We start from the raw sequence: 24,188 nt of genomic DNA on the forward strand, positions 1-24,188 counted from the left end.
TGCAAGTTGTATATATTTTCAAAAGAATGTTGAGTTTGTGAGGTTTTTAATGGTGTACAAGTTGATTAGACTGTGTACAAGTTTTCTAAAGTGTACTCTTGCGTTCCACCACCTCTGGTGGGAGCAACACATGAGCCTCCTTGCGACCTATGCTTCCAGTGATTAATCCTATCAATGTCTCCGCCGCCTTTTTTCCCAATTCCTCCTGTGGATGAGCAATTGTGGTGATCCCTCTGCCTCTGGCAAGAAGGGAATTGTCAAAGCCTGTAACAGATATGTCATGTGGCACACTTCTTCCAATATTTGTCAGTCCTTTAATTACATCTGCCGCAATTTCATCGTTGTAGCAAACCACTGCATGAAATGGAAATCCATTTTCGATTAAACGCAAAACACCTTCCATAGGCTTCGTACTTTTGTCTTTGGTGTGGAACCATACAACCAAATCTGGATCGTAAGCAATCCCTGCCTCCTGTAGTGCTTTTACGTAGCCCTTGTGTCGAAGAATCCCCTGAGTATCATCCGCCTTAAAAATGCCTGCTATCTTTTTATGCCCAAGCTTAATCAGATGCTCAGTGATGAGCCTTCCGCCCTCAATATCATCAAGCATTACATAAGGTCTGTCCATCATCGCCTCATAGCATCCCTGAATAAAAACATAAGGAATCCCCATGGCATCCATCTGGTCATATAGCACCTGATGCTGACAGCTGATAGCACTCTGACTTGGCTCGATAATCATGCCGTCAATATTCTTTGAAAGCAGTTCCTCCATGCACCAGGCCTCACCCTTGCGGGAATTGTTTGTAGTCTTCAAAAGAATGCTGTACCCATTGTCGGAAAGGACCTGATTTATTCCCTGAATAACCCTTGGGAAAATATAGTCCGACATGTAGGTAGAAACAACGGCGATATTCTTGCTTGTGCCCTTTTTCTGAAGACGCTTTGCTACAAAAGTGCCGCTGCCATGTCTTGCATACAGATACCCCTCGTCAATCAGCTTGCCCAAAGCCTTCCTCACAGTCTGTCTGGTGACACCATATTCAGAAGCCAACTGATTCTCCGAAGGAATCTTAGTATCCACCTCATACTTACCAGCATTTATGGCCTTCTTTATATCTTTAATTATCAGCTCATATTTAGAATTAACCATGTCTACTCTTCTACAAAAATTCCAGTCAATCTAGGTACATTAAATCGATTTATAAACAATTCTCATTTAGTCTCATATTTAGCCCTGCTCTTTTCACTTAATTTCACTACGAAAATTATAACTAATGCATATACTTTTTTCCATAAGAACAGCACTCATAAAATAAAGGATGACCCCCATAAACGGGAGCCATCCTGTGAAGAGATACCTTAATGATTAAGGTTAATTTACTTTGAAGTTCGCTTCTTCAACCACGAAGCCTGATGCTGCAAGAGCATCCTTTTCTGCTGCCGAGGTTGTGTAAAGGACCTTGTTTACCTTTGGATTTGTAACCTTGTAAACAATACGTCCTGTGTCATGGCCGTACCATGCGATGCCTTCATCTGTGGCGCCTGCTGCGATGCATGCATCTCTTTCTGCTGCATCAGCTGTGAAGATATGCATTCCCTTTACCTTGTCAAACAAGCGGTAAACTGGCTTGCCAGCCTTAGGCTGTACCTGCCATGCAATACCTTCATCTGTCCATCCTGCTGCAACTAAGGCATCCTTTTCTGCTGCATTTGCTGTAAAGAAATGATAGCCCTTCTGTGCATTGAACAGTCTATACACAGGAACTGTTACAGCCTGTCCAGTTGTTGTAGTTGTGCTTGTAGCTACACGGTTTGCTGCATTGCCCTCAACTGTTGAGTATGCAATGACGTAGTTTGAGAAGAGCTTTGAGTAGATATAAAGCATATTATTCTCATAATCTGCGTAGAAGGTTCCATCTACATATCCACTCTTTGGTCTTTCAGTAAGCGCTTTCATAATCTGTGATGATTCGCCATGCTCTCTTACAACAACAGGGTCATACTTTCCAGCAAAATTATAACCGATGCCAATTTCAAGAACGGAATCAAGAGCTTTAAGATCTTCCGCATCTTCTCCATTGATAATCTGTTTGATATCAATTGTGATTACATCAACCTTAACTGTTCCCTCATCTTTAAACTGACTCTCCACCTGACTCTTCATCTGTGGAGCCTCATTAAGGATTTCGCTATCTGCGACTGTGCTCTCACCCTTTGGCTCTACAGTCAGTTTAAGTTCTACCTTGCTTCCATCCTCCTCTGCTATCTTTTCAGCCTGCTCTGCAAGACCATTGCTAATTTCTGGATCTGCAGGTAAAACTGATGTAGCCTTGTCTGATGGTACTATTTTGGCATCAGCCATTGCAGTCTCACTAATCTTCAGTGTTCCCTTTTCATAGCTGATAACGTAATTTTCTCCTGCACTTGCGCCTGAAGCAACGATATCATAGCTTCCTGCTTTTGAATTATCTGGTGTGACAGCTTCGCCATCCTTCTGATAAGCAAGTGTTGGAACAATACTTAATGTATCCTCTCCTTTTAAATTAGCGATGCTGTACCAGTCTGAGCCATCCAATGATGGAATGTCATCACCCACATAAATATTCTTATCATTAACTGTGATTGTAGCTATAGCCTTGTAGACTTCTACAGTCACACATTGAGGCTCGGTATTTGTATGATTGCTGTCACCAACAACCTTGTACCATACATAATAGGTTCCAGCATTTATAGCTGTTGGAACGGCAGTGCTCCAGCCTGTTGAAGGAGCAGTCACACGGTTTTCTCCAAGTGCATAGTTAAGACCTACCTCTTCACTTTCGCCTAACTCTAACTCATCAGAGACACCTAGTAATCTTACGGATCTAAGCATGGTCTTAGCGGCTACTACTGGCTTTTCGTCTGTGATATCCTGAGCTTCTTTAGTTTCCTCTATATCTTCTGTAGAAGACTCAGCTTCTTCGGTGAACTTATCTGAAGAATCAGCAGCTTTCTCCTCTGTAACATCAGACTCTGTTACTTCGTCACTTACTTCTTCAGAAGCTGGCTCATCACCTTCCTCACCACTTTCTTCTTCCTTATTATCCTCTTCTGCCTTCTTGTCACTTTCCTCATCTGATTCTGTTGTAGTCAGAACATCATCAAGTACTAATGAATTCAGGATGATTGTTTCCTCATCAAGCTCAGGACTGCTTAAGTCAGTGCTTTCTTCGTCAGAACTTTCATCAGTGCCTTCTACGGTCTCATCCTCTGCCAGCTCATCTTCTGCCACTTCAGCTTCACTCTCGATTTCTTCTGATTCTGTCTCTTCCTCCTCGCTGATTAATTCGAAAGGATAAAGTGAGCTTACAGTCTTTCGCACTGCAAATTTAGACATCAACAGTGCTCTATCTTCTGTTACCAATGGATGTTCTTCTCCATCGTAGATCCATTCATTTGCATTGACTACTGCTGGTTCGCTAGCTGCCTTGTTAACTGTAACAGTGACATCCTTTGTAGCCTCAGCATAATCATCTGTTTCTGATGCTGTGATTGTAACAACAGCACTGCCAGCATTTACGGTAGTAAGTTCACCTGTATGTTCATCTACAGTAATAGCATCGCCACTTGTTACGGCGTAGCTGAGTGTTCCACCGCCAGTTGTAGTGGTAGCTTCAATCTTCTTGCCAGTATCACCGTAGATAGCTGCTACATCGCTAGCTGTGATAGTCTGTGTACTCTTTTCAGTGATTGTAACGATAATTTGAGTTGTTTCAAGAGCATTGTAATTTTCATCAGCTGCAACAGTTACGTTTACAGTCACACTGCCTGCACTTGTTCCAGATTTCAATACGCTGCCATCAAGCGCGCAACCATTTGCCTCGCCGCTGATTGCATAGCTAACAGCACCTGTTGCACCGTTCAGAGCCACATTGTGTGACAAATCAATAGTTTTTCCACCTCTCATTACCGATGCTGTGCTTGTGACTGTTGCAGGATTTGTAGCCTTGCCAACAGTTACAGTGACATCAACGTTACTTTTTGAGTTGTAATTTGTGGTATCTGTTGGTGTATAGTTTGCTTTGAATGTCCTACTTCCAGCACCGCCAACACTAGTAGAACTATCCACCCATGACCATCCAGTTGGTAGCTCAACATTTGCAAGAGTCTGACCATAGGTTGCGGTCAGTCCTGTAGGAGCATCCACAATTGGATCAATCTTTGCAATAGTATATTCCACACTGGCTGTTGCACCACCCACTGTAATACTAGCCTTGTGTGTACCAGCATTTGTAGGTGCTATTTCAGTAGCATCTCCGTAGCCACTTTCACCCATAGTCTGATACTGAACCGTTGCTTCACCCCTAATGCTATTTTCATCAGTGATAATAGCCTCAGCTGACTTTCCATCACCATAGGTATTATGTGCTGGCGCTGCGATGGTCAGTGTAGCGACGTGGTCGCTGCCTCCTTCTGGGCTTGGAGGTAATGTGCATCCGTCTGCAGAGCAGGTTGCAGTGATGGTTGAACCGCTGGCTGTGTAGGTGAAACTGTGGGTATGATCCGGCACGATCTCCGCCTGTGGACCTTCCGCTTTCATGTACCGATAGCGTGTGCCGAACGGACTTTCCAGTGTCTGCCATTCACTGTTATTGCTGCTACCCTGAATGATAACGTCGGTTCCGGCAGTCAACGTGCCAAGGTTCACTCGGGATGACTGGCTGCTGGTATATCCCCCGTAACCAATTCCGTTGCCCGGACAATAGTTAGTGTTCCATCCTTGTGCGCCGGTAGCAGTAAGCATACCACCATAAATGGCTGCAGCAACACCTGTTCCTGAGCCCGCAGATCCGCCGCTTATACCGCCGGCAAACCCGCCGCCTACAGCGGTGACTATACCGCCATACATGGTAAACGAGCCGCCATTCGAGTACATGGATGGATAATCTCCGATGCCTGAGCCCTGACTGCCATAGGCATTGACAGTGCCATAGTAAACCGTTATGACGCCGCCGTTGGCATAGCCTTCGTCATATGGTTGGCCGGCACCTCCAATTCCGGCAGCATAGCATTCACTATTGTTATTTCTGTTCGCATTGACCGTGCCTCCATGAATATTGATCGAGCCGCAAGCCTCGGTACCTGTGCTTTGACTGTCAGCATAACCCAAGCCGCCAATGGCTGCTCCACAATAATTCTTGGAGTCCCAATTATTCCCCTCACTGTAATAATAAGCAGTTGCCGTCAGTGTACCGGTTCCCTCCTGCTGTCCGAAGATGTTGAGCGTATTCCCATTCGATACAGTGATGCCGCTGCTTGCTGTCAGTGTTGCATCGTCACAGAGGATCAGGTTGGCTGTTCCATTCACGGTAATTCGGTCAGCAATGGTTACGTTGCTGTTTACCACATAGGTCGTACCGCCGCCCCATGCTGTACTGCTGCTTGTCACCACGGTATAGCCATCGGTGCTCTTCTCGGTGAGCAAGCATTTGCCCGCTGTCTCATCCCAGGCACCTTCGAGATACTTCACTTCATCCGCTGCATACACTGTCAGATTCATCCACGGCATCAGTGACAGCACCATCGCTATGCTGAGAAAAATGCCTAAGAACCTTTTCATCTTAACTCTCATAAGTTGTCTCTTCCTCCTTTATTTTTTATATAAAAAACCGCCGAAACCCACAGGGCCTCAAGTCCCTGTCAGTTCCGACGGTTATCCATCTCTTATTCTTTTAAAAATATGCAAAGTATCGCTAGATTGATTGATTGATTGATTGATTGATTGATTGATTGATTGATTGATTGAGCTTAGTCCATCTAACCATACTTGTCAACCCCATCTTTCTCAAAACACCACAACAATACACTTTTGTTACGCTATGCAATGTATTTTAACAGAATTGCCAGCTTCGTTTGTCAATAATCCGTGAAGTAACTGTGAATCTTTGTAATACTCGATACTTTTATCAACAGCCACTATGCAAGCCGCATAGATACGTTACTCATTGATAGTCTCCAGTGCAAATAAGCCTAGTTTTATCAAAACAAGACATTAAATACCGCATTCCTCCATCTCCAATTTATAAAATCCTTAGAAAAATAGCAGATTTTATCAATGCCTCAACATACTTATAGGCTTCTCGCTTGCTCCACTGATAAAAAGGCCCCTCTCAAAGAAACTTTTATCAATTACAAACCATGAAACGCAATGCTTTCGTGCATATATTGATAAATCAAACTTGTGGCTTGCCACAGCCCCATTTTCAATTGAGCTTGTTTACCATGTATCCAAGAAAAAGCATCTGTCAATGGCGCCCACGGCGGGTGCACCAGCACCTTTACCATTGATAGCACCTTTTTCTGGGATACAATAAGCTAAAGCTCACATGAAAAATGAATATACAATAGAGTAGTAACACCCCACAGTAATAAAGGGCCATCCCCAACTGGAGATGGCCCATGCAAACTATCATAAAATTATAATGTTTTGATTCTTTCAATAGCTCTTGCAGTATTCTCAGCAGAACCGAAGGCTGTCAGTCTGAAGTAGCCCTCACCTGAAGGTCCGAAGCCAGCGCCTGGTGTACCAACGATCTGAACCTTATCAAGAAGGTAATCGAAGAAGTCCCAAGAAGTCATATTGTCTGGTGTCTTGAGCCAGATGTAAGGTGCGTTAACACCACCATAAACCTCAAAGCCTGCGTCCTTAAGACCTGTGTAGATTGTCTTTGCATTGTTCATGTAGTAGCCAACCTGCTCCTTAATCTGAGCCTGTCCCTCTGCTGAGTAAACCGCCTCGCCAGCACGCTGGATGATGTAAGGTGCGCCGTTGAACTTTGTGCCATGACGACGAGCCCACATAGCATTAAGCGAAGCACCGTCAAATACAAGGTCCTTAGGCACTACAGTGTAGCCAAGACGAACACCTGTGAAGCCTGCATTCTTTGAGAATGAGTGAATCTCGATAGCACATGTCTTAGCGCCTGCGCACTCATAGATTGAATGAGGAACATCAGCCTCTGAAATATATGCTTCATAAGCAGCATCAAAAATGATAAGGCTACCGTTCTTGTTTGCATAATCAACCCAAAGCTGAAGCTGGCTCTTTGTGAGAGTTGTACCAGTAGGGTTGTTTGGAAGGCAAAGATAAATTACATCTGGAACTTCCTTAGGGAACTCTGGAACGAATTTATTCTCTGCTGTAGTAGGCATATAGATAAGATCTGACCACTTGCCAAGCTTCTCATCGTATGTGCCAAGGCGACCTGCCATAACATTTGAATCAACATAAACTGGATATACAGGATCGCAAACTGCAATCTTTACATCAGCAGCAAAAAGCTCCTGAATATCTGCTGAATCAGACTTTGCACCATCTGAAACGAAGATTTCATCAGCGCTGATATCACAGCCTCTAGCCTGATAATCATTCTTTGCGATTGTCTCGCGAAGGAATGGATATCCCAAATCTGGAGCGTAGCCATGGAAGGTAGATGCATCTCCCATCTCATCAACTGCACCGTGAAGTGCCTTAATCATTGCTGGTGCAATTGGCTGTGTAACATCACCAATACCAAGTCTGATGATATCTGCATTTGGATTAGCCTCGCTGTATGCTGCTACCTTCTTTGCGATTGTTGAAAATAAGTAGCTACCTGGAAGCTTCTGAAAATTTGTATTTACCTTAAACATTTGTACCTCCTTAAGTTGCAGTAAACCATAGGTTTTTGATTTTCCTCAGAAAATCAAGAACCGGACATGGACCAATATTTTCTGAAAGAAAATATTGCTTGGCAAAGCCAAGTTCTTGTGGGCTTTTTCCTTAAGTAGCCCACAAGAAGTCATATAAATTCTAACGATTTACGATTCTCTTAACTATTCTGTCGTAGGAAAGATGTCCACCGAACAAATCAAGGCATGAGCCCACAGTGAAATCCATATTATTATCTGAAAGATAGCTGATGAGCTCGATGTCTCCATATTCATGGACACCGCCAGCATAGGTCACTGGCACCTTCTTGTATGAGGCAAGCAGTCCAACTAAGTCTCTGTCGATACCCTTTTGTCTGCCTTCCACATCAGCTGCATGAACTAAAAACTCATCGCAGTAAAATGAAAGCTCATCTAAGAAATTGTAAGTGATTATTTCCTTTGTAACCTTCTGCCATCTGTCAGTGACAATGTAAAATTTGTCATCAACTCTGGTGCAGGACAAATCAAGCACCAGATGCTCTCTTCCTACCAATTTTGAAAGATGCTTTAACGCATCATAATCAACACGACCATCATTAAAAACATAGGATGTAACAATAACGTGGCTGGCTCCTGCCTCGATAAAATCCTTGGCATTTGTATCGTCAACGCCACCGCCATATTGCAACCCTCCTGGATAGGCTCTCAGAGCTTTAAGCGCCGCTTCCTTTGATGTCTCGTATTCCTTCGTGCCCTTCTTATTTAGATTGATGATGTGTCCGCCCTTGAGGCCGTCCCGCTTGTAAAGTTTTGCATAATAAACTGCATCCTTATCCGCTACGAAATTCTCCTCTGGGTGTCCACCCTCTTTCCACAAATCCGCAATTGTGGAACCAACAATCTGCTTGACCTTCCCATTGTGAATGTCAATGCATGGTCTAAATTCCATACCCAAAAATCCTCCCAGACTTTATTGATTAGCAATTCTTTATCTCGCTAAAGTAAAAATCACTTCAAAGTATAACTGTCTGCTGATTTACTTTCAATAACGGTTTCATAAAATTTAGTTGCGATTTTTAATAAATATTCGGTATCTTTCACACCTGCTGTCTCATATGGAGAATGCATTGCAAGCTGAGCTAATCCAATGTCCACTCCGTTGATTGAAACATGAGCGTTTGAAATGTTTCCAAGTGTAGAACCGCCGGCAACATCTGAACGGTTTACGAAGGTCTGGAATGGTACCTTTGCCTTCTTACAAATCTCAGTGAAAATACCGAATGCCAAACCGTCTGTCATGTACTTCTGGTTTGCGTTAAACTTGATAACTACACCATCGTTCATATAAACCTTGTTTGTTGGGTCGCTCTTCTCTGAGTAATTTGGATGAAGGGCATGTGCATTGTCTGCAGATACCATAAATGAATTTGCAATAGCCTCAAGAAGCTTTGAATTATTTCCCTCCATTGCTTCGTTTATACGAACCAAAGCATCATAAAGGAATGTTGAATCAGCGCCCTGCTTTGTACCACTACCAACCTCCTCGTTGTCGAAGGTAACATGAATCTGAACTGCGCTATCATTATTCTTAGCATTCACTAGTCCCATCATTGAGCTGTATGAGCATTGAAGGTCATCAAGTCTTCCGATAGAAATGAATTCATCCTTTGCTCCCCAGACACGGCCTGCGTCTCTATTATATAAGAACAAATCTGAACCGATGATATTCTCAGCCTTCACCTCAAGTGATTCAGCCACAAGCTCCTTCAAATTGAATTTTTCCTCCATTGAAATGAGTGGGAGCAAATCCTTCTGCGCATTGTATTTGTAACCATCATTTGCCTCACGGTTCATGTGAATTGCAAGAGATGGAAGCATGCAAAGGTCACGGTCAAGGTTCACAAGCTTTGTCTCGATTTTGCCCTCACCTGTATGAACGATGGCACGACCTGCAATTGAAAGTGGTCTGTCAAACCAAGGAGCCATAAGCATTCCGCCGTAGCGCTCAGTATTAAGCTTCACATATTTACCTTCCTTCATCTCTGGCATTTCCTTGATTCTGAAGGTAGGAGAATCTGAATGAGATGCCATGATCATGAAGCTCTTGTATTCCTTCTTTGGCATTCTAAATGCAAGAATCGAAGAACCATTTCTGGTGACAAAATAATTGCCGCCAAGCTTGAGCTTCCATGCATTTGCCTCTGTAAGCTCTTCAAAACCGGCAGCTAAAAATACTTTGCGTTGATTCTCCACCACATGAAACTGAGATGGACTCTTCTCTATAAAATCAAATAATCCTTTTACTGTCTTATTCATTTTTTCTTTTTTCCCTCTTTCTTTACTGAATATCCAAAAGTCCCCTGAGGACTTGTAAGACCAAAATAAGTGCCATGACTGTAGGCCAGTGGCTTTGCCTTTTCAAGTTCAAACTTGCCATTTTCATTCATATACTTCTCATCAGCATGAACGCACAATACATCAGCCACAAACATGGTGTGACTGCCATATTCGTGGACTTCGCGCACCTTGCATTCAATGTTGACTGGCGACTCAACAATAAGTGGAACATTGATTTCATCTGCTTCCACCTTGTGAAGTCCGCATTTTTCAAATTTATCCACATCCCTGCCAGAGGTAACACCACAATAATCAGTGGCAAATGCAATCTCCTCTGTGGTAAGGTTGATAGCAAACTCACCAGTCTCCATAATCATTGGGTAGGAATATCTGCTAGGTCTGACAGAAATATATGCCATTGGAGGATTGGTGCAAACAGTGCCTGTCCAGGCAACAGTTAACACATTATCATTTCCATCTTTTCCACGGCAGGTCACTAAAACTGCTGGAAGTGGATAGACCATATTTCCTGGCTTCCATTTTTGTTTACTCATTAAAATACCCTCTTATTCATTAATCGTCTCAGAGAAAGTACCCATATAGGTATTTCCTTTGCCAAGAAGAAATTTCAAATCATCCATAAAGGCCTTGCTCTTAGGATCATCCTCGAAGCCCTTCTCCTTTAGCTCCTGTAAAAACTGTTCTCCGAGAGGCGAATCGATAATATAATCCTCATCCATTTCTGGATCATCAAAGCTACGGTTCTTCACATATTCCCCGCGGAACTTTTTATATTCAGCGGCCTTGACGCCGTCATATTTCATCTCACCCTTTTCAATGATGCGAATGCACTCAAGCATATCCTCTGCATCATTTAAAGCATTGTGCGCCACATATCCACCAAGCCCGCAGATAGTCTTCATATCTGCAAGTGAAAGGTTTGCATCCAATCCACCTGTAATATCCAGACTAACTTCCTTCTGAATGTTTTCGAATGTGCTGATAAACTTTGCAACACTTCGTTTAAGTGGCTTATCCAAATTTCTAGACTCATAGTCCCTCTGGAAATTATTCTTGTCGCCGCCCCAAACACAGATTTTGCCAACCTGCCATTTCTTGATGCGATTGATGAGCTCGGTCATTACGTCCTCGTATGCTGGTGCGAACTCCAGCTCCTCGTTGGTAAGTCCGGTAAGCTCAGTGATAAGCGGAGGCAGCTTGTGTCCTCTCGTCAATTGGACTGTAGAATAAAATCTGTCCAGCTCCTCATGTTCTGGATTTGTAATTACAACTCCAATGGAAATAACATCCTCGATTGAGGACTTTTTGAAGCGCGCACTTAAGTACTCGGCATCTAAGAAAGCCTGATTCTTTCCTTTGAAGCCAAGTGGCGCTGTCTGGCTAGGGCCCTTTGTTTTGTTTGTTGCTTTGCTAGTTTTTGTCGTTGCCACGGTTCTCTCCATCTTAAAAATCTTCATACATTCTAACACATAATTGTGTCAAAAAAATAGGGATAGTACGCCCTGTTAACAATTTTTTGACCTGCTTTAGGAAATAATTGATACGAATTCTCAGAGCATAATCTGTATAATGCTATAAAAGAGTTATTTTCTAAGGAGGACGACATGAAAATTTATAATGTAACTGATTCCGAATTTACAAATTACGGAAGAATAATTGAGGGTTATGAAGAAGAAAAGAAGCAGATTTTAGAGGCTTTAAAGAACAACACTCCTGTTCCAGAGGGAACTGAATATGTTGCTGAGGAGCCAGCTCTTCAGAGCTTAGCTGCTGCAGACAAGATTACAAACTCACTCTTTGGCGGTTCACCTATGCAATTCGGCTGGTGCAACGGTCACAACACAAAGCTTAACTGCCTTGAGTATCATCGTTCAAGCGAGATTAATATGGGTACAACAGACTTTATTCTTCTTCTTGCAAAGCGCGAGGAAATCGTTGATTTCAAGCTCGATTCAAACAAGGTAAAGGCTTTCCTTTGCCCAGCTGGCACAATGATTGAGGTATACGCTACCGCTCTTCACTACGCTCCATGCCAGGCTCACAAGGATTCTGGATTCCAGGTTCTCGTTGGCCTTCCAAAGGGCACAAACGTTGGTTGCCCTGACTTCGAGCGCGTAAACACTGAGGACAAGCTTCTCACAGCTACAAACAAGTGGCTCCTTGCTCACGCTGAAGCTTCCGAGGCAAAGAATGGAGCTTGGGTTGGAATCACTGGAGAAAACATTGATATTGCTGGAGATATTCAGTAATAGAACCTTAATCATAAAGCTCACAATAAAAAGAAGGTCGCATCATTTTGTTTTGATGCGACCTGTTTTTATTTCTCTATTTTCAATTCTATTTCTCTGCTGCTATCTCGCCAGCCAACAGATAAATAACTGGTGAGTTCCAGTAAATTGTAATCTCGTTGGTTGAGTAGCTCTGTGAGTTGTCAGCGTAGCATTTTGCAGCTGGTGTGTCCTTAAGCACGTTCTGAACATAAGGATCGTCAAGTCCACTGTTTGGACCTCCCACAATCATTCCAGGAACTGTCTTGCCTGTTGCCTGAGATGGTCTGTGGTGTGGATGCTCAGGTGACAATGTACCAAATCCTGTCAGGAAGCAATAGCCTGTAGCATTATTTCCAAAGAGGTAATTCAGCTGCTTGTCCACAGCATCCTTATCGTAAGTATCAATTGTACCCTTCATCATAAGCATGTACTGTCCGTTGTTTGCAATAGTCAAATTGCTGCCCCAAGGATATGTTCCAACTATAGAAGAGCCATAACCGTATTTATCTGCATTTGCTGAGATTTCCTTAGCTGCTGCATCTGCGGTTTTCTTTATCTCTGGCACCTTTCCTGTGTCCATTGAATTCGCAGCCTTCACTGAAAGATATGCGTATGCGCCATAGCCTGCAACTCCCTGCCATCCAAGTGAATAGCCATTGTCAGGTAGTTCTTTTAACATTGCTTTTTCATACTCAGCATCACCTGTGGTCTTATAGAGCTCTGCGTATGCCCAGAATCTTTCGTCCACATCACAGGTATCCTCATATTCTCCTGTGCTGACGTCACTTGGATTTCTGTAGCCTGCTGTATCTCTATCTGTCTTTTCAAGATATTCAGCGGCCTTCTTTGCTGCTGCAAGACATTTATCTGCGTATGTCTTGTCTGTCTTTGCATATACACGTGCTGCAATAGCCATAACGCCTGCGAAATCACCTGTAGCTGTGGTTGAAACTGGCATGATTACAAGCTCCTCAGTCTCATCCTGAGGCATTATCCCACCTGGGAAGTTTCTGCAGGTTACCTTGTGATATACGCCACCATCAGAGCGTTGCATTTTAAATAGCCAGTCCAGCTCGTACTTTGCTTCATCAAGCACATCTGCAACACCGTTTCCACTCTCTGGAATTCCAACATCATCTCCAAACACCTTTGGATAATTCTCGTAAGCAAGAAGAATGTCTGCTGCGGCAGTTGCACCTGCAACCGAGTATCTTCCGTAATCACCTGCGTCATGCCAGCCGCCAGACACATCAAGCTTCTTCGAGCTGTCCTCATACAGTGAAGCCTTCTCACTATGGCAGGTAGGATGAGCAAAATCACCTGCGTAGTTACTGCCGAGTTCTTCACCACATCGCTGATAATAAAGCATCTTTATAGCAGCCTTAAATGCATCGTCGTAAACTTTCTTTGAAATCTCAAAGGATGGCGAGATTGCGTCACCTGCCTCGATATGGTAAGTGCCCTCTTCCTTTACAGAAGTAAAATCAAACACCTCTTCCTTTTCACCAGAATCAGGGTCATCCTTTCCACCACCGATAGCAGCTTCAAGAACAGCTTTGCCAGTCTTTTCATCAATGAGCTTTGCGGTCTGATTCAATCCAGTGCCTTTGATAGTAGCAGTCTTAAGTGCCGATGGAAGATATCCAATCTGGTTGACTGCAATATCTGGTACCTCAACCTGGCCGCTGCCTGCAACCTTTCCGGAAGCATCCTCCAATGTAAGTGAAAAATCATCAAAATAAATGTGATGCTCTGCCATGTTTGCATCCATGCCATCGATTATACCCATGTTGAAGCAAAATCTTGGAGCTGGGTCTGATGTTTCCCCCATGGTAAAGGTGTACTCATAGTGAGTTTTTTCGGTGGTCAAATCCGCGTACTCCTCGTAGTAAGCATGATAATCACCACCGTTAATCTGAAATCTCATCTGAACTGGTCGTTCCACATCTGAATAGCCATCGAAGGCTATCTTGTAGAGGCAGCCCTCATCAAGTGCGAAGCCATCGTGGTATAACTGATTGCCGTAGTCAACTGAACCAAGCTTTTTAATGTCTACATCAAGCTCACCATCAGCATTAACCGAGATTTTGCACTCTCCGTCGAAGCAGTAGGTAGCCCATTGGTCAGTCCCCTTTGAAAAATCTCCATTTTCCAAAAGATTCACGCCAAGTGCAACCGTGTCATCCTCCTCTGGCTCAGGCTCTGCCTCTGCAACAGGTGCTTCCTCGATTGCCGCCTCTTCCCCAGGTTCGGCGGTCTCCTGATTACCGCAGCCCACAGCGGTGGCAGCAAGCATCATGGATAGCGTCACCGCTAAAAGTGACTTTAGTGTTTTACCTTTCATAACATACCCTCCAATAATTATTTACACTCTTCTAACTAATGTCTATAATAACACAACCGCCCTTACTAATTCTTGGCTTTTTGCCCATATTTTCAACTTAAATTTTACTTAAAAGAACCCACAAAAAACTGAGGATTTTAACACAGATTTTACATAAGCATTCTATAAAATAGAAACAGACGTCGAGCACACACCTTTATCAAAGAAGGGTAGAAAATATATGGGTAAAATCATCAAATTCCGTAAAAAATCTGAATTTATAGATCAAAAGCCAGTCAGCTTTGGACGCCTCCTATTTGAGGCCATTCCGGAAATGTGGGGCTTTCAGTTTATTATGGTCTTCCTGGTACTGGCAGTGTCTACTCTGATAACCCGAGGGGCTTCTGCGCTTGTTGATTCTTTAGGAACAGCAGTCACCACAGCTAACATGGCTATGCTGATTCTCAACTGGCGTTTTCCTATTATCCTTATCATTGGATTTATTTTGGTTAGTTACTACATAGTTGCGGAACTATTCTCACTCATCTATATGAGCGACGACATTTTAAATGGCAGGCAGGTTCATATTTTTAGCGAACTCAAGAAGGGCTTCAAGGCCGTACCACGCTTTTTAAATCCTGTTGGCTTGCTGATATTTTTGTATATATTTATTGCAGTGCCAACAGTTGGAATCGGCTTTTCTATCAGTCTTACCAAGTCCTTTTACATCCCAACATTCATCATGGATGTAATTTTGAACACACCACTTTATTTGGCAGCATACATCCTGGTAGTCATCGTTATGGTCATCATAGGAACTGGCTGCATTTTTACCCTCCACGAAGTGTTGTTAAATAATAAAACTCCTCTAGAGGGTGCCAAAAACTCAATAACATTGGTTAAAGAAAACTTGAAAGAATTTCTTTTCAGAGTGATTAAGCTTGCATTCATCACATTTGTTGTAGAACTTGTTCTCTATTTAATTTTCAATGTTTTGGCAAGTTTGTTTGCTGAGTCACTAGGCCTAAATCTCCCAATGAATTATGCCATTGATTTTGAAAACATAGACTTTGATTCACCAGAATTTGAAACTGTAGTGCTTGTTTTGATTTACAGATTTGTATCCTGGACAGTCGTACTTCTTGGGGATTATATGAACTTCATTGCCACCCTGGTTTTATCTGCTGTATTCATGCTTTGTTTCACAAGAATTTATAATGATTTTGCATTTACCGAAGACACCGAATGGCTTGAACGTCCTAAGAAAAGCGGCTATTTCAGAAAGATTGCAGGCATTATCCTTGTGTTTGCAGGTATTATTGTAGCTTCCGCCTTTTTGACATTTGTGTATAGTATTACTGGACGCGGCGAGCATACCAATCTTATTGCTCATCGCACAGGAGGAACTATGGCTCCGGAAAATTCCATCGAAGGCTTGGAGGTTGCTATCGCCCACGGCTGCTACGGTTGCGAGACCGATGTTCAACGTACCAAGGACGGCTACTACATCATCAATCACGATAATGATTTTGCCCGCCTCGCTGGAGTTTCAAAGACACCTCAGGAGATGACCTTAGAAGAAATAAGGCAGTTAACTCTTGTGGATTCCATCAGTGGTAAAGAATTTAAAGTTGCTACTTTGGAGGAAATGCTTGATACAATCAAGGGCAGAACGAAACTGTACATCGAGCTGAAAGGTGCCACCGCCGACAGGCAGATGGTGGATGATGTTGTTCGAATCGTAAAAGAAAAGGATTGTGTGAAAGATGTTGTGCTGATTTCACTGAAATATGACGTAATTGACTATGCAGAAAACACCTATCCAGAATTTGAAAATGGTTTGCTGTTTTTCGCTGGCTTGGGTGATGTGACTAATCTTCATTTTGACTCCCTAATCATGGAAGAAGAAATGACAACAGATGATTTAGTGACCCGCATCCACGACAAGGGCTGCAAAGCCCTTGTTTGGACAGTTAACTCAGAATCATCCATGAAGAAATTCCTTAACTCGGACGTGGATGGCATCATCACTGATGAGATTGAACTAGCCGAAGAAGTCCAGGCGCAGCTTGACGCTCGCACCGATTTTGAATTTGCAAAGGATCGGGGCGGAGAATTATGGATTAATTAGTGATAATATCAAATTACTTTTTCAATGAATCCAGCTTCTCTCCGTTGAGCTTTCCTTCGTTTATTGTATTTGCAACCCAGAGCTTGAGCGATTGAACCGTAAGGTCAATGTGTTCAAGCTCTTTTTCAATCTTTACAAAATCAGGAAGCTCATCATCACTGATAATTCCGTCAGCAGTAATGTCAATGAGACGATTCTTCTGATTATCAAGGGAATTAAGGGCAGAAAGCATACCAAGTACAATCTCAGAAAGAGTTGATGATTTTACCTCTGACATAGTATCCTGGCCAATGCGGCACTGATGAGTACAATAGTAATTACAAAGCTCTGGCCTTTTGTAAGCCCTGGCCATATCCACAATATCCTCTGGATAAATGGCAGTTTTCCCCGTTTCTATTTTCTCCAATCGGCTTTCGCTGATAGTACCAAGCAATTCACTGGCCTGAGCACGGGTCAACCCTGCCTGCTCACGGCTTTCAAAATATATGCTTTTATCTTCACGAGTTGATTTCTTACCCATTCAAATTTCCTCCACTACTTATGCTGTCACGCATACTATTAGCAACATTATAAGGGATTTAGGGCTTTTTTCCAAATGTAAAAAACAGTTTACCCTTGGGATAAAATTGTGACCACCAAATAATTTTGAATTTGCTAAAATGTTGACATCAAGCTAACAGCAGGGGGTTATTATGTTTACAACAGAAAATACTATCAATGAAATTCTTACAGATGAATTTGTAAAAGCGCATCTTAGCTTTTTATTTCCAGATGATTTTTTAGCAATCGTACCAGATGATATGCGAGATGCTCCAGTGAAAATCTTAGCTGAAAAGCTGAAGATGCCTTGGGGTATTCCATATCTTTCTCAAGACCTGGTAGATTCTGCCAACATGATACATGAATTTATGGAATCCGATGCATACGAGTTTGTGCAGCTTTGGGACATTTCAACTGACAAGGATTATTTTCCAGTTGCAGATGGAACCAAGGACAGCGTTTGCCTATTGAAATATAAAGATACTTTCAATGCAGGTAAGCATATGGCACTTGTAGTACCAGGTGGCGCATATTTTAACGTAGCAGTTGGCGGTGAAGGTACTCTCACAGCTCAGGAATTAGCAAAAGCTGGGTATGCTGTTGCCATTTTAAACTACAGAGTCGCACCAAATCGCTATCCTGAGCCTCAAAAGGATTTAGCACTTGCCATCAAGACAATGCGATACTTTGGCAATGAAGCTGGTCTAAAGGATGATTTACTTGTGATTGGTTATTCTGCTGGTGGACATCTTGTGGCATCAGAAAGCTGCTATCCAAAGGAAATAGATGAACTATTGCTTGAGGATTTGAATAAGAACCATCCAATGGTTTATGAAAAAATCAAAGATTTCTCTGTCAAGGCAGATAAAGTATGTCTATCATATCCTGTAATAAATTGCATTTCTGATAACCATGAGGACAGCTTTGTGAATCTAACAGGTAGAGATGAAAGCTTAAGAAATAAGCTCTCAATAGATATGAACGTTACTTCAGAATATCCAAAAACTTTTGTATGGGCCTGCGATGATGACGACCTTGTTCCACCTAGCAATGCAAAGCGAATGTACGAAGCCTTACTTGCCGCTGGGGTTCAGGCAAAGCTTGCCACCTACCCAACTGGAGGACATGGCTGCGCCACAGCCGAAGGCACCTCTGCAGAGGGCTGGCTATGTGAAATGCTGAGATTCTTTGAGTGAGCCTGTGGGTATTTTCAATATTATATTCTTATAACTAATAGCATGTTTATTTTCAACCTGCTGATTACATGATACCCACCTAGGCTTGCGCATCAATGATGCCCTTCGGCGCTTCGCGTCATTGACACGCAGTCTTTAGGTGGGTATAGAGTAATCAAGCAGGCTTGAAAATAGGACTGTGGCAAACCACAAGTCATCTTACTATCGCAGGCAAATGATAATATTTGACATTACAGTATGCCTTGCGATAAAAAAGTACTGTTTTTGCTTGTCTCTATATCACAGCAAAATGAGGGTATGCGCTCTGAAGAAGGTCATTGCGATAAAAAACATTACTAAAATGCTCTAAATACTTGAATACCCCGATTCTTTTATCACTCCCCCTCTGTCAAACCGCATATAATCGTTGTTCTGTGATAATCTACAATGGCTTTTGGACTATATTTATCACAAGAGCTTCTGCAAAATCGCTTATCTCCGTTTCTAATTGATAAAATTCTTTTGATTTTGACAAAATTTATAAATACCTCAACGTGATTACAGGATTGATGCCACTCCCATTGATAAAATAAGCCTTTCAAAAGAAAAATCTATCAATAGCAATCCAGAATATCCCCTCTTATCGTTTGTCAATTGATAAATCAAGATTGTGGCTTCGCCACAGCCCCATTTTCAAGCCTGCTTGATTGCCATATATCTGTCTCAAGGCAAGGAGTCAAGGGCGCTTGCGCCGAAGTGTACCATTGACCTGAAGCTTGGACAGATATCATGTAACAAGCAGGTTGAAAATACTAATAGAATCTTCCACTAGTTATCTCCTTCTACGCCTCACACAAAGAGGACCACTTTGCACAAAAATCAAGGGCCCGCGTAGCGAGCCCTCTTTCACATTTACTATGATTTAGTTGTAATAATCTGTTACAGTTTCTCCGTAGTCTCCGAGGGGTACTTCGTGGTCAAGACCTACGAACTTGCCTGTCTTTGAGTCTGTCCAAAGAGTCTGCTTCATCATATTGTACTTTGTCATATCCCATGTGCTCCAGTCGTCCTTGAGAAGTCCGCCTGTGTCACCTGAGTTAGGATTGATGCACCAGAAGGTGTGGTTGATGTGATTCTTAGCAATGAAGTCTGACATGATGTACAGATACTTCTCATTGTCTCCACCATCCATGAAGCCACCCCACTCACCAATAAGAAGTGGTGCGATTTCCTGATCCTGAAGGTAGAACCAGCTGTCATGCCAAACATCATCTAAAAGTGACTGCTCAGTGAAATCCTTGTCGAACCAAGACTGCTTGTAAACAGCTGGGCCATAATCATGTGGAGAGTAAACAAGCTGACTCTGGTAGCTGCCAAGATCTACAGGATATTTTCCTGCATTTCTGAGGTTTCCACCCCACCAGCCGCCGTAGTACTTGAGCTCGTCCTCTGTTGCATTAGGATTCTGAGTACCTGAATTGTAGTCATAGCCTTGTCTTGGTGTCTCCTCGATACCTTCTACCATAATGAGAAGGTTAGGATTTACATCAAGAATTGCCTTGCCGCAACGGCTAGCAGCGTACTGCCAGTTGTTCTCATCTGTAGAATCATCCCACTTTGCAGCGTTTGAATCTGCCTGAGAATACTTGCCGTGTGGCTCGTTCTTAAGATCACAAGCGATGATAGTATCATCATTCTTGTACTCATTTACAAACCATGTCCAGCCTTCAATCCAATCCTCGGTTGTGAAGCCCTTAGGTCCATACCAAACATTGTAGTTATGACCAGAATTGTTTGCATCTGCACTGTGGCAGTCCATCATAACCTTGATACCATTTTCTTTGCAAAGAGCAAGGAAAACATCAAAGATTTCTCTTGAGCCCATATCGCTGCCATCTGCTCTCTTGAGCTCTGGGTTTGCGTATGAGTTGATGTTAACCTTTACGTTCTTGCCAGATTCCCATTCATGAAGAAGCTCTGTAGAAATTGGCACACGTACAAGGTTGATTCCGTGATCTGCCATTGTTTCAACAACGCTCTTCATGTTTGCATTCCAAAGTCCATGGAATACTCGCTCAGAACAGTTGAAACCAAACCAGTTAGCACCTGTTAAATATACCTCACGTCCCTGCTTATCAAGAATTCGTGAACCATCTGTGTGAAGCCAATCATCTCCGGCAACTGCCTCTGACTCTTCCACGATTGGAGTTGGTGTTGGAGTAGGAGTTGGCGTAGGTGTTGGTGTTGGCGTAACTGTAGGAGTTGGTGTTGGCGTTGGAGTTGGTGTAACAACTGGTGTAGGTGTTGGCTCTGGGGTTGGTGTTGGCTCTGGGGTAGGAGTTACCTCCTCGCCAACTCCCTCGCCTTCCGCAAGAATCTCTACCTTTTCGCCCACATGAGTTGAACCCTGAACGCCAAACTCAACTGTGTTGCCTGGCTCGATTACTGAGTTCCACTCCATTGGAGTAATCTCATAGTAATCGCCAACCTCTTTAATATTTACATTCCAGCTTGAGTCAATTCCTACATCATTTTTATTAACCTTCAGCGCCCATTTATCAGCTCTGCTTGTTGAATCATTTTTTACTTTGATAAGCACCTGATAGCCTGAGCCCCAGTTGTTAATAGTATATGCTGTAGTAATATTTCTCTCAGCTGCTCTTACACTCAGATGCAAAAATTGCATCCTGATAATACTAAAAATGCTGCAAGTGAAGCAGAAAGTGTCTTCTTGCCTAATCCTTTAAAGTTATGCATTGGGCACCTCCTATTCTACTGTGATATCAACTACGTCAGCAACTGAACCTGCTCCCTGGATACCGAAGTCAACTGAGCGACCTGGTTCGATAACAGAGTTCCATTCCATTGGTGTGATTACATAATAATCGCCTGCTTCCTTAACAGATACGCACCAGCTATTATCAATTGTCACATCCTTCTTGCTAACCTTTACAGTCCAACCATTTACATTAGTTGTACCTTCGTTCTTAACCTTAATCAATACCTGATAGCCTGAGCCCCAGTTGTTAACTGTGTACTCTACACTTGGTCCAGTTACTACTGGAGTTGGTGTTGGAGTAGGAGTTGGTGTTGGCACTGGAGTTGGTGTAGGCTCTGGTGTTGGTGTAGGTGTTGGAGTTGGTGTAGGTGTTGGAGTTGGTGTAGGTGTTGGGGTAGGTGTAGGTGTTGGAGTTGGCGTAGGTGTTGGAGTTGGCGTAGGTGTTGGAGTTGGTGTAGGTGTTGGAGTTGGTGTAGGCTCCGGAACCTCAATCTCTTCATCACCAAGCACAAGCTTAGAACCCTCGAACAACTGCATTCCCTTAGGTGTAGACATCTGTGTATTGCTTGTTCCACCAAGGCCGGCTAAGCATGGGCTGTTAGAGTAATCCCACTTACCAGGAGCTGATACTCTTACCTGAAGCTCACACTTGCACTCGCTCTGTCCGCCTGGATAAATCTCTGCTCCAGCAAGGTCAAGGTCGATGTAGTAAATACCAGCATCGCCTGATGACTTGAACTCAGAAATCTTTACAGGATGCTGCATGTAGGTTGTAGAAACCTTCATGTCAGAAGCTGAATACCCCTGAGAAATAACATCACTTAAATCAAAGAACATTCTAAGTTTTAAGTTATCTGTTACTCTTGCAGGCCATGCGGTGTGGTTTTCAACTACAGTCTTAACCTCTACAAAATTGATAGCATTGTTCTTATCCTCACAGTTAATTCCTGCATTAAGAACGAACTCAGCACCGTCATTTTTTTCAATTGCACTAGGTGTTGTAATAGCGCCATATCCATTCCTTTCATAAAGGTATGCGCAAGCACCTGTAAATCCCGCATTGTAATCACATGCCACCTCATTTGCCTGATAATCACTACGTACATCTTTGTAAGCACTGTCACTTGCTGCACCAGGGCCGCCTACGATGGCACCAACAAGTGTGTGTCTTGAATTCTCTGGAGCTGCATTCAAATTATTTGACCAGCATCCGTGAGCAGCTCTATGGTGAGGATTCTTAGGTGACTGAGAATTGTAGCCAACCATGTAATTCTGACCTGAACTGCCAAGTGTATAGTTGATAGTTCTCTCGATATAAGAATTTGCATCTGCAATGTGTGTTGCATCAGCCTTATCAAGTCCTACGTATATAGTATCGATGAATGCCTGGTTGCAAGCATATCTTACTGAACCCCACTGGCTTAAGAATGAAAGTCCGCCAGGTGTAATCTCGATAGCGTTTGCACCTTCCTTCTTACCGTTCCAGCAATCGATACTGTTCTCAATTGGAGTGTAATACTTTTCTTTTCCTGTTAACTCAGCGAGCAGTAAGCAAGCACCCATATGAGTGTCATCCCATGACATTGTCCATGAATAAGCGATTTCATCGCCGCCCTGGAACTCTGAGCCAAAGTTCTCAGCATACTTCTCAGCCTTTGTTAAATATGTCTTATCTCCTGTAGCCTTATACAGCCAGCAGCCTGCAAGTGCCAACTCATCATAGAATCCGCTGTATGAGGTGTAGAAGCCACTTGCTGCGGTGTAACCCTCATCACTTAAAGCTCTCTCAGCCATGCCATAAAGAGTCTTTGCGTGAGAAAGATAAGTTGCAGCTCTTGAAGGATCTGAATCCTGTAAAACTAAAGATGCTACTGCAAGGGAAGCTGCTGCCTCACCTGTTACACATGAACCTCCATTTGCTGCTGTATCGCCAACCTTAAATGAAGGTCTGTCCATCTTTGTTTCAACAAGCTCTGGTGCTCCCCAGAATCCGTGGTCCTTGCCACCATCGCCTACCTGATAATAGTAGGTGCTTGAATCTGGATTACACTTTACAAAATAATCGTTAGCCCACTTTATATCGTGAAGCATCCACTTTGCCTGACCTGACTCTGTATATGCCTTAGGGTTGTTCAAATAAGACCAGCCCAAAATCATTGAAGAGTATGCCATTGGCAAGTTGAACTTTACGTTATCACCGGCATCATACCAACCGCCTGTGAGGTCAAGTCCATAGTCAGAACCATCTTTTAATCCTGAGTCAGCTCTCCAGTTTGTTCTAGAAAGTGTTTCCTCAGAAAGCTTTCCTGACTCCTGTAGCTGATAGAACAACAATGATTTTGCAAGCGCATCACCATAGTCATAACCCGCAGCCTTTGCGGTGAGTGATGGAAATCTCACACTGGTTGCCGCCATCAATGCTGACAGTGAACAAATAAGTGCTTTTTTACCAAAACCCTTATTCCCTTTGTGCATGTAAAAAATACCTCCCTTTTTGAAAAAATGTCCGGCTCCTGCTTTTTTTATGAAAAAGGAACCTAATATTTATTTAAGATATCTGCGCGCTTGATATCTATAAATCGAATATAACATTAAAACTAGAGGTTTATGCCACACTTGTATACTAATATGCATTATAATAGCTTAAACGTTTTCGAATGTAAATATATTTTTACAAACTTATTAATATTGTTACGATAATATTTCATTCAGTTTCCTAAGAATGCTGAATTTTCAGTCTTTTGCGGAACTTTTCAGAATAATAGTTTCCTGTACCAATTTGTTATTTTTCACATTATTTATCATTTTTCTACATAAAAAATACACTTTTCCCCAACTGAGCCATGGTAAAATTTAGGTTAGACTTCTGCGAGATTTTGGGGAGAAATTGTAACCATTATGTATGACTTTTTGAGGGCAACTTAAGGAAAAAGCCCAC

Annotated in this window: 14 protein-coding genes; 3 read left to right on the top strand and 11 right to left on the bottom strand. The window is 42.8% G+C overall.

Annotated features, from left to right (window positions below):
- Window positions 1-85 precede the first annotated feature (85 nt).
- The 7 genes from FXF36_RS01840 to FXF36_RS01870 all read right to left on the bottom strand — a co-directional run bounded on the left by FXF36_RS01840 (window position 86) and on the right by FXF36_RS01870 (window position 11,489).
- Window positions 86-1,153, bottom strand: coding sequence for a GntR family transcriptional regulator (locus FXF36_RS01840; RefSeq protein WP_151622191.1), 1,068 nt, complete (start codon window positions 1,151-1,153; stop codon window positions 86-88).
- A 222-nt stretch (window positions 1,154-1,375) separates the two neighbouring features.
- On the bottom strand, window positions 1,376-5,614 hold the full coding sequence (locus FXF36_RS01845; RefSeq protein ID WP_151622192.1) for a hypothetical protein: 4,239 nt from the start codon (window positions 5,612-5,614) through the stop codon (window positions 1,376-1,378).
- Window positions 5,615-6,459: 845 nt separating this feature from the next.
- The gene (locus FXF36_RS01850) at window positions 6,460-7,674 is read right to left on the bottom strand and encodes an LL-diaminopimelate aminotransferase (RefSeq protein WP_151622193.1); all 1,215 of its coding nucleotides are present in this window, start codon (window positions 7,672-7,674) and stop codon (window positions 6,460-6,462) included.
- Window positions 7,675-7,834: 160 nt separating this feature from the next.
- Window positions 7,835-8,623, bottom strand: a complete 789-nt coding sequence (gene hisA / locus FXF36_RS01855; protein WP_151622194.1) for a phosphoribosylformimino-5-aminoimidazole carboxamide ribotide isomerase — start codon at window positions 8,621-8,623, stop codon at window positions 7,835-7,837.
- A 59-nt stretch (window positions 8,624-8,682) separates the two neighbouring features.
- Entirely contained in the window at window positions 8,683-9,990 is a 1,308-nt protein-coding gene (locus FXF36_RS01860; RefSeq protein ID WP_151622195.1) for a M18 family aminopeptidase, read from the bottom strand.
- On the bottom strand, window positions 9,987-10,565 hold the full coding sequence (locus FXF36_RS01865) for a flavin reductase family protein (RefSeq protein WP_151622196.1): 579 nt from the start codon (window positions 10,563-10,565) through the stop codon (window positions 9,987-9,989). Before FXF36_RS01865 ends, FXF36_RS01860 begins: the two co-directional genes overlap by 4 nt.
- A gap of 12 nt (window positions 10,566-10,577) precedes the next feature.
- Window positions 10,578-11,489 carry an exonuclease domain-containing protein gene (locus FXF36_RS01870; RefSeq protein WP_151622197.1) on the bottom strand — a complete coding sequence of 304 codons (912 nt, stop codon included), beginning with the start codon at window positions 11,487-11,489 and terminating at the stop codon, window positions 10,578-10,580.
- 147 nt (window positions 11,490-11,636) lie between these two features.
- On the opposite strand from FXF36_RS01870, the gene FXF36_RS01875 reads away from it, so the two are divergent.
- Complete coding sequence (locus FXF36_RS01875; RefSeq protein WP_151622198.1) at window positions 11,637-12,281, top strand: DUF4867 family protein; 645 nt, start codon at window positions 11,637-11,639, stop codon at window positions 12,279-12,281.
- A gap of 88 nt (window positions 12,282-12,369) precedes the next feature.
- Here the strand turns inward: FXF36_RS01875 and FXF36_RS01880 are convergent, their stop codons facing one another.
- The gene (locus tag FXF36_RS01880; protein ID WP_151622199.1) at window positions 12,370-14,646 is read right to left on the bottom strand and encodes a glycoside hydrolase family 9 protein; all 2,277 of its coding nucleotides are present in this window, start codon (window positions 14,644-14,646) and stop codon (window positions 12,370-12,372) included.
- 220 nt (window positions 14,647-14,866) lie between these two features.
- Here FXF36_RS01880 and FXF36_RS01885 point away from each other — a divergent pair, with 220 nt between their 5' ends.
- A complete protein-coding gene (locus FXF36_RS01885) occupies window positions 14,867-16,756 on the top strand; it encodes a glycerophosphodiester phosphodiesterase family protein (RefSeq protein WP_151622200.1) in 1,890 nt (629 codons plus the stop codon).
- 13 nt (window positions 16,757-16,769) lie between these two features.
- Here the strand turns inward: FXF36_RS01885 and FXF36_RS01890 are convergent, their stop codons facing one another.
- Window positions 16,770-17,276, bottom strand: a complete 507-nt coding sequence (locus tag FXF36_RS01890) for a helix-turn-helix domain-containing protein (RefSeq protein ID WP_151622201.1) — start codon at window positions 17,274-17,276, stop codon at window positions 16,770-16,772.
- Between the two features lie 172 nt (window positions 17,277-17,448).
- Here FXF36_RS01890 and FXF36_RS01895 point away from each other — a divergent pair, with 172 nt between their 5' ends.
- Window positions 17,449-18,492: an alpha/beta hydrolase gene (locus FXF36_RS01895; RefSeq protein WP_151622202.1), complete on the top strand. Its 1,044-nt coding sequence runs from the start codon at window positions 17,449-17,451 to the stop codon at window positions 18,490-18,492.
- A 901-nt stretch (window positions 18,493-19,393) separates the two neighbouring features.
- Here FXF36_RS01895 and FXF36_RS01900 read toward each other — a convergent pair.
- Window positions 19,394-21,148, bottom strand: a complete 1,755-nt coding sequence (locus FXF36_RS01900) for a cellulase family glycosylhydrolase (protein WP_243143560.1) — start codon at window positions 21,146-21,148, stop codon at window positions 19,394-19,396.
- Between the two features lie 90 nt (window positions 21,149-21,238).
- On the bottom strand, window positions 21,239-23,725 hold the full coding sequence (locus tag FXF36_RS01905) for a glycoside hydrolase family 9 protein (RefSeq protein WP_151622204.1): 2,487 nt from the start codon (window positions 23,723-23,725) through the stop codon (window positions 21,239-21,241).
- Between the last annotated feature and the right edge of the window lie 463 nt (window positions 23,726-24,188).

The sequence above is a fragment of the Pseudobutyrivibrio xylanivorans genome (genome assembly GCF_008935055.1).
Lineage (GTDB): Bacteria > Bacillota > Clostridia > Lachnospirales > Lachnospiraceae > Pseudobutyrivibrio > Pseudobutyrivibrio xylanivorans_A.

What these genes read in the sequence shown, in the direction of transcription:
- FXF36_RS01870 (WP_151622197.1), bottom strand. Translation starts at nt 11,489, where the DNA reads ATGAAGATTTTTAAGATGGAGAGAACCGTGGCAACGACAAAAACTAGC.
- FXF36_RS01850 (WP_151622193.1), bottom strand. Translation starts at nt 7,674, where the DNA reads ATGTTTAAGGTAAATACAAATTTTCAGAAGCTTCCAGGTAGCTACTTA.
- FXF36_RS01860 (WP_151622195.1), bottom strand. Translation starts at nt 9,990, where the DNA reads ATGAATAAGACAGTAAAAGGATTATTTGATTTTATAGAGAAGAGTCCA.
- FXF36_RS01905 (WP_151622204.1), bottom strand. Translation starts at nt 23,725, where the DNA reads ATGCACAAAGGGAATAAGGGTTTTGGTAAAAAAGCACTTATTTGTTCA.
- FXF36_RS01845 (WP_151622192.1), bottom strand. Translation starts at nt 5,614, where the DNA reads ATGAGAGTTAAGATGAAAAGGTTCTTAGGCATTTTTCTCAGCATAGCG.
- FXF36_RS01895 (WP_151622202.1), top strand. Translation starts at nt 17,449, where the DNA reads ATGTTTACAACAGAAAATACTATCAATGAAATTCTTACAGATGAATTT.
- FXF36_RS01875 (WP_151622198.1), top strand. Translation starts at nt 11,637, where the DNA reads ATGAAAATTTATAATGTAACTGATTCCGAATTTACAAATTACGGAAGA.
- FXF36_RS01865 (WP_151622196.1), bottom strand. Translation starts at nt 10,565, where the DNA reads ATGAGTAAACAAAAATGGAAGCCAGGAAATATGGTCTATCCACTTCCA.
- hisA (WP_151622194.1), bottom strand. Translation starts at nt 8,623, where the DNA reads ATGGAATTTAGACCATGCATTGACATTCACAATGGGAAGGTCAAGCAG.
- FXF36_RS01880 (WP_151622199.1), bottom strand. Translation starts at nt 14,646, where the DNA reads ATGAAAGGTAAAACACTAAAGTCACTTTTAGCGGTGACGCTATCCATG.
- FXF36_RS01885 (WP_151622200.1), top strand. Translation starts at nt 14,867, where the DNA reads ATGGGTAAAATCATCAAATTCCGTAAAAAATCTGAATTTATAGATCAA.
- FXF36_RS01890 (WP_151622201.1), bottom strand. Translation starts at nt 17,276, where the DNA reads ATGGGTAAGAAATCAACTCGTGAAGATAAAAGCATATATTTTGAAAGC.
- FXF36_RS01840 (WP_151622191.1), bottom strand. Translation starts at nt 1,153, where the DNA reads ATGGTTAATTCTAAATATGAGCTGATAATTAAAGATATAAAGAAGGCC.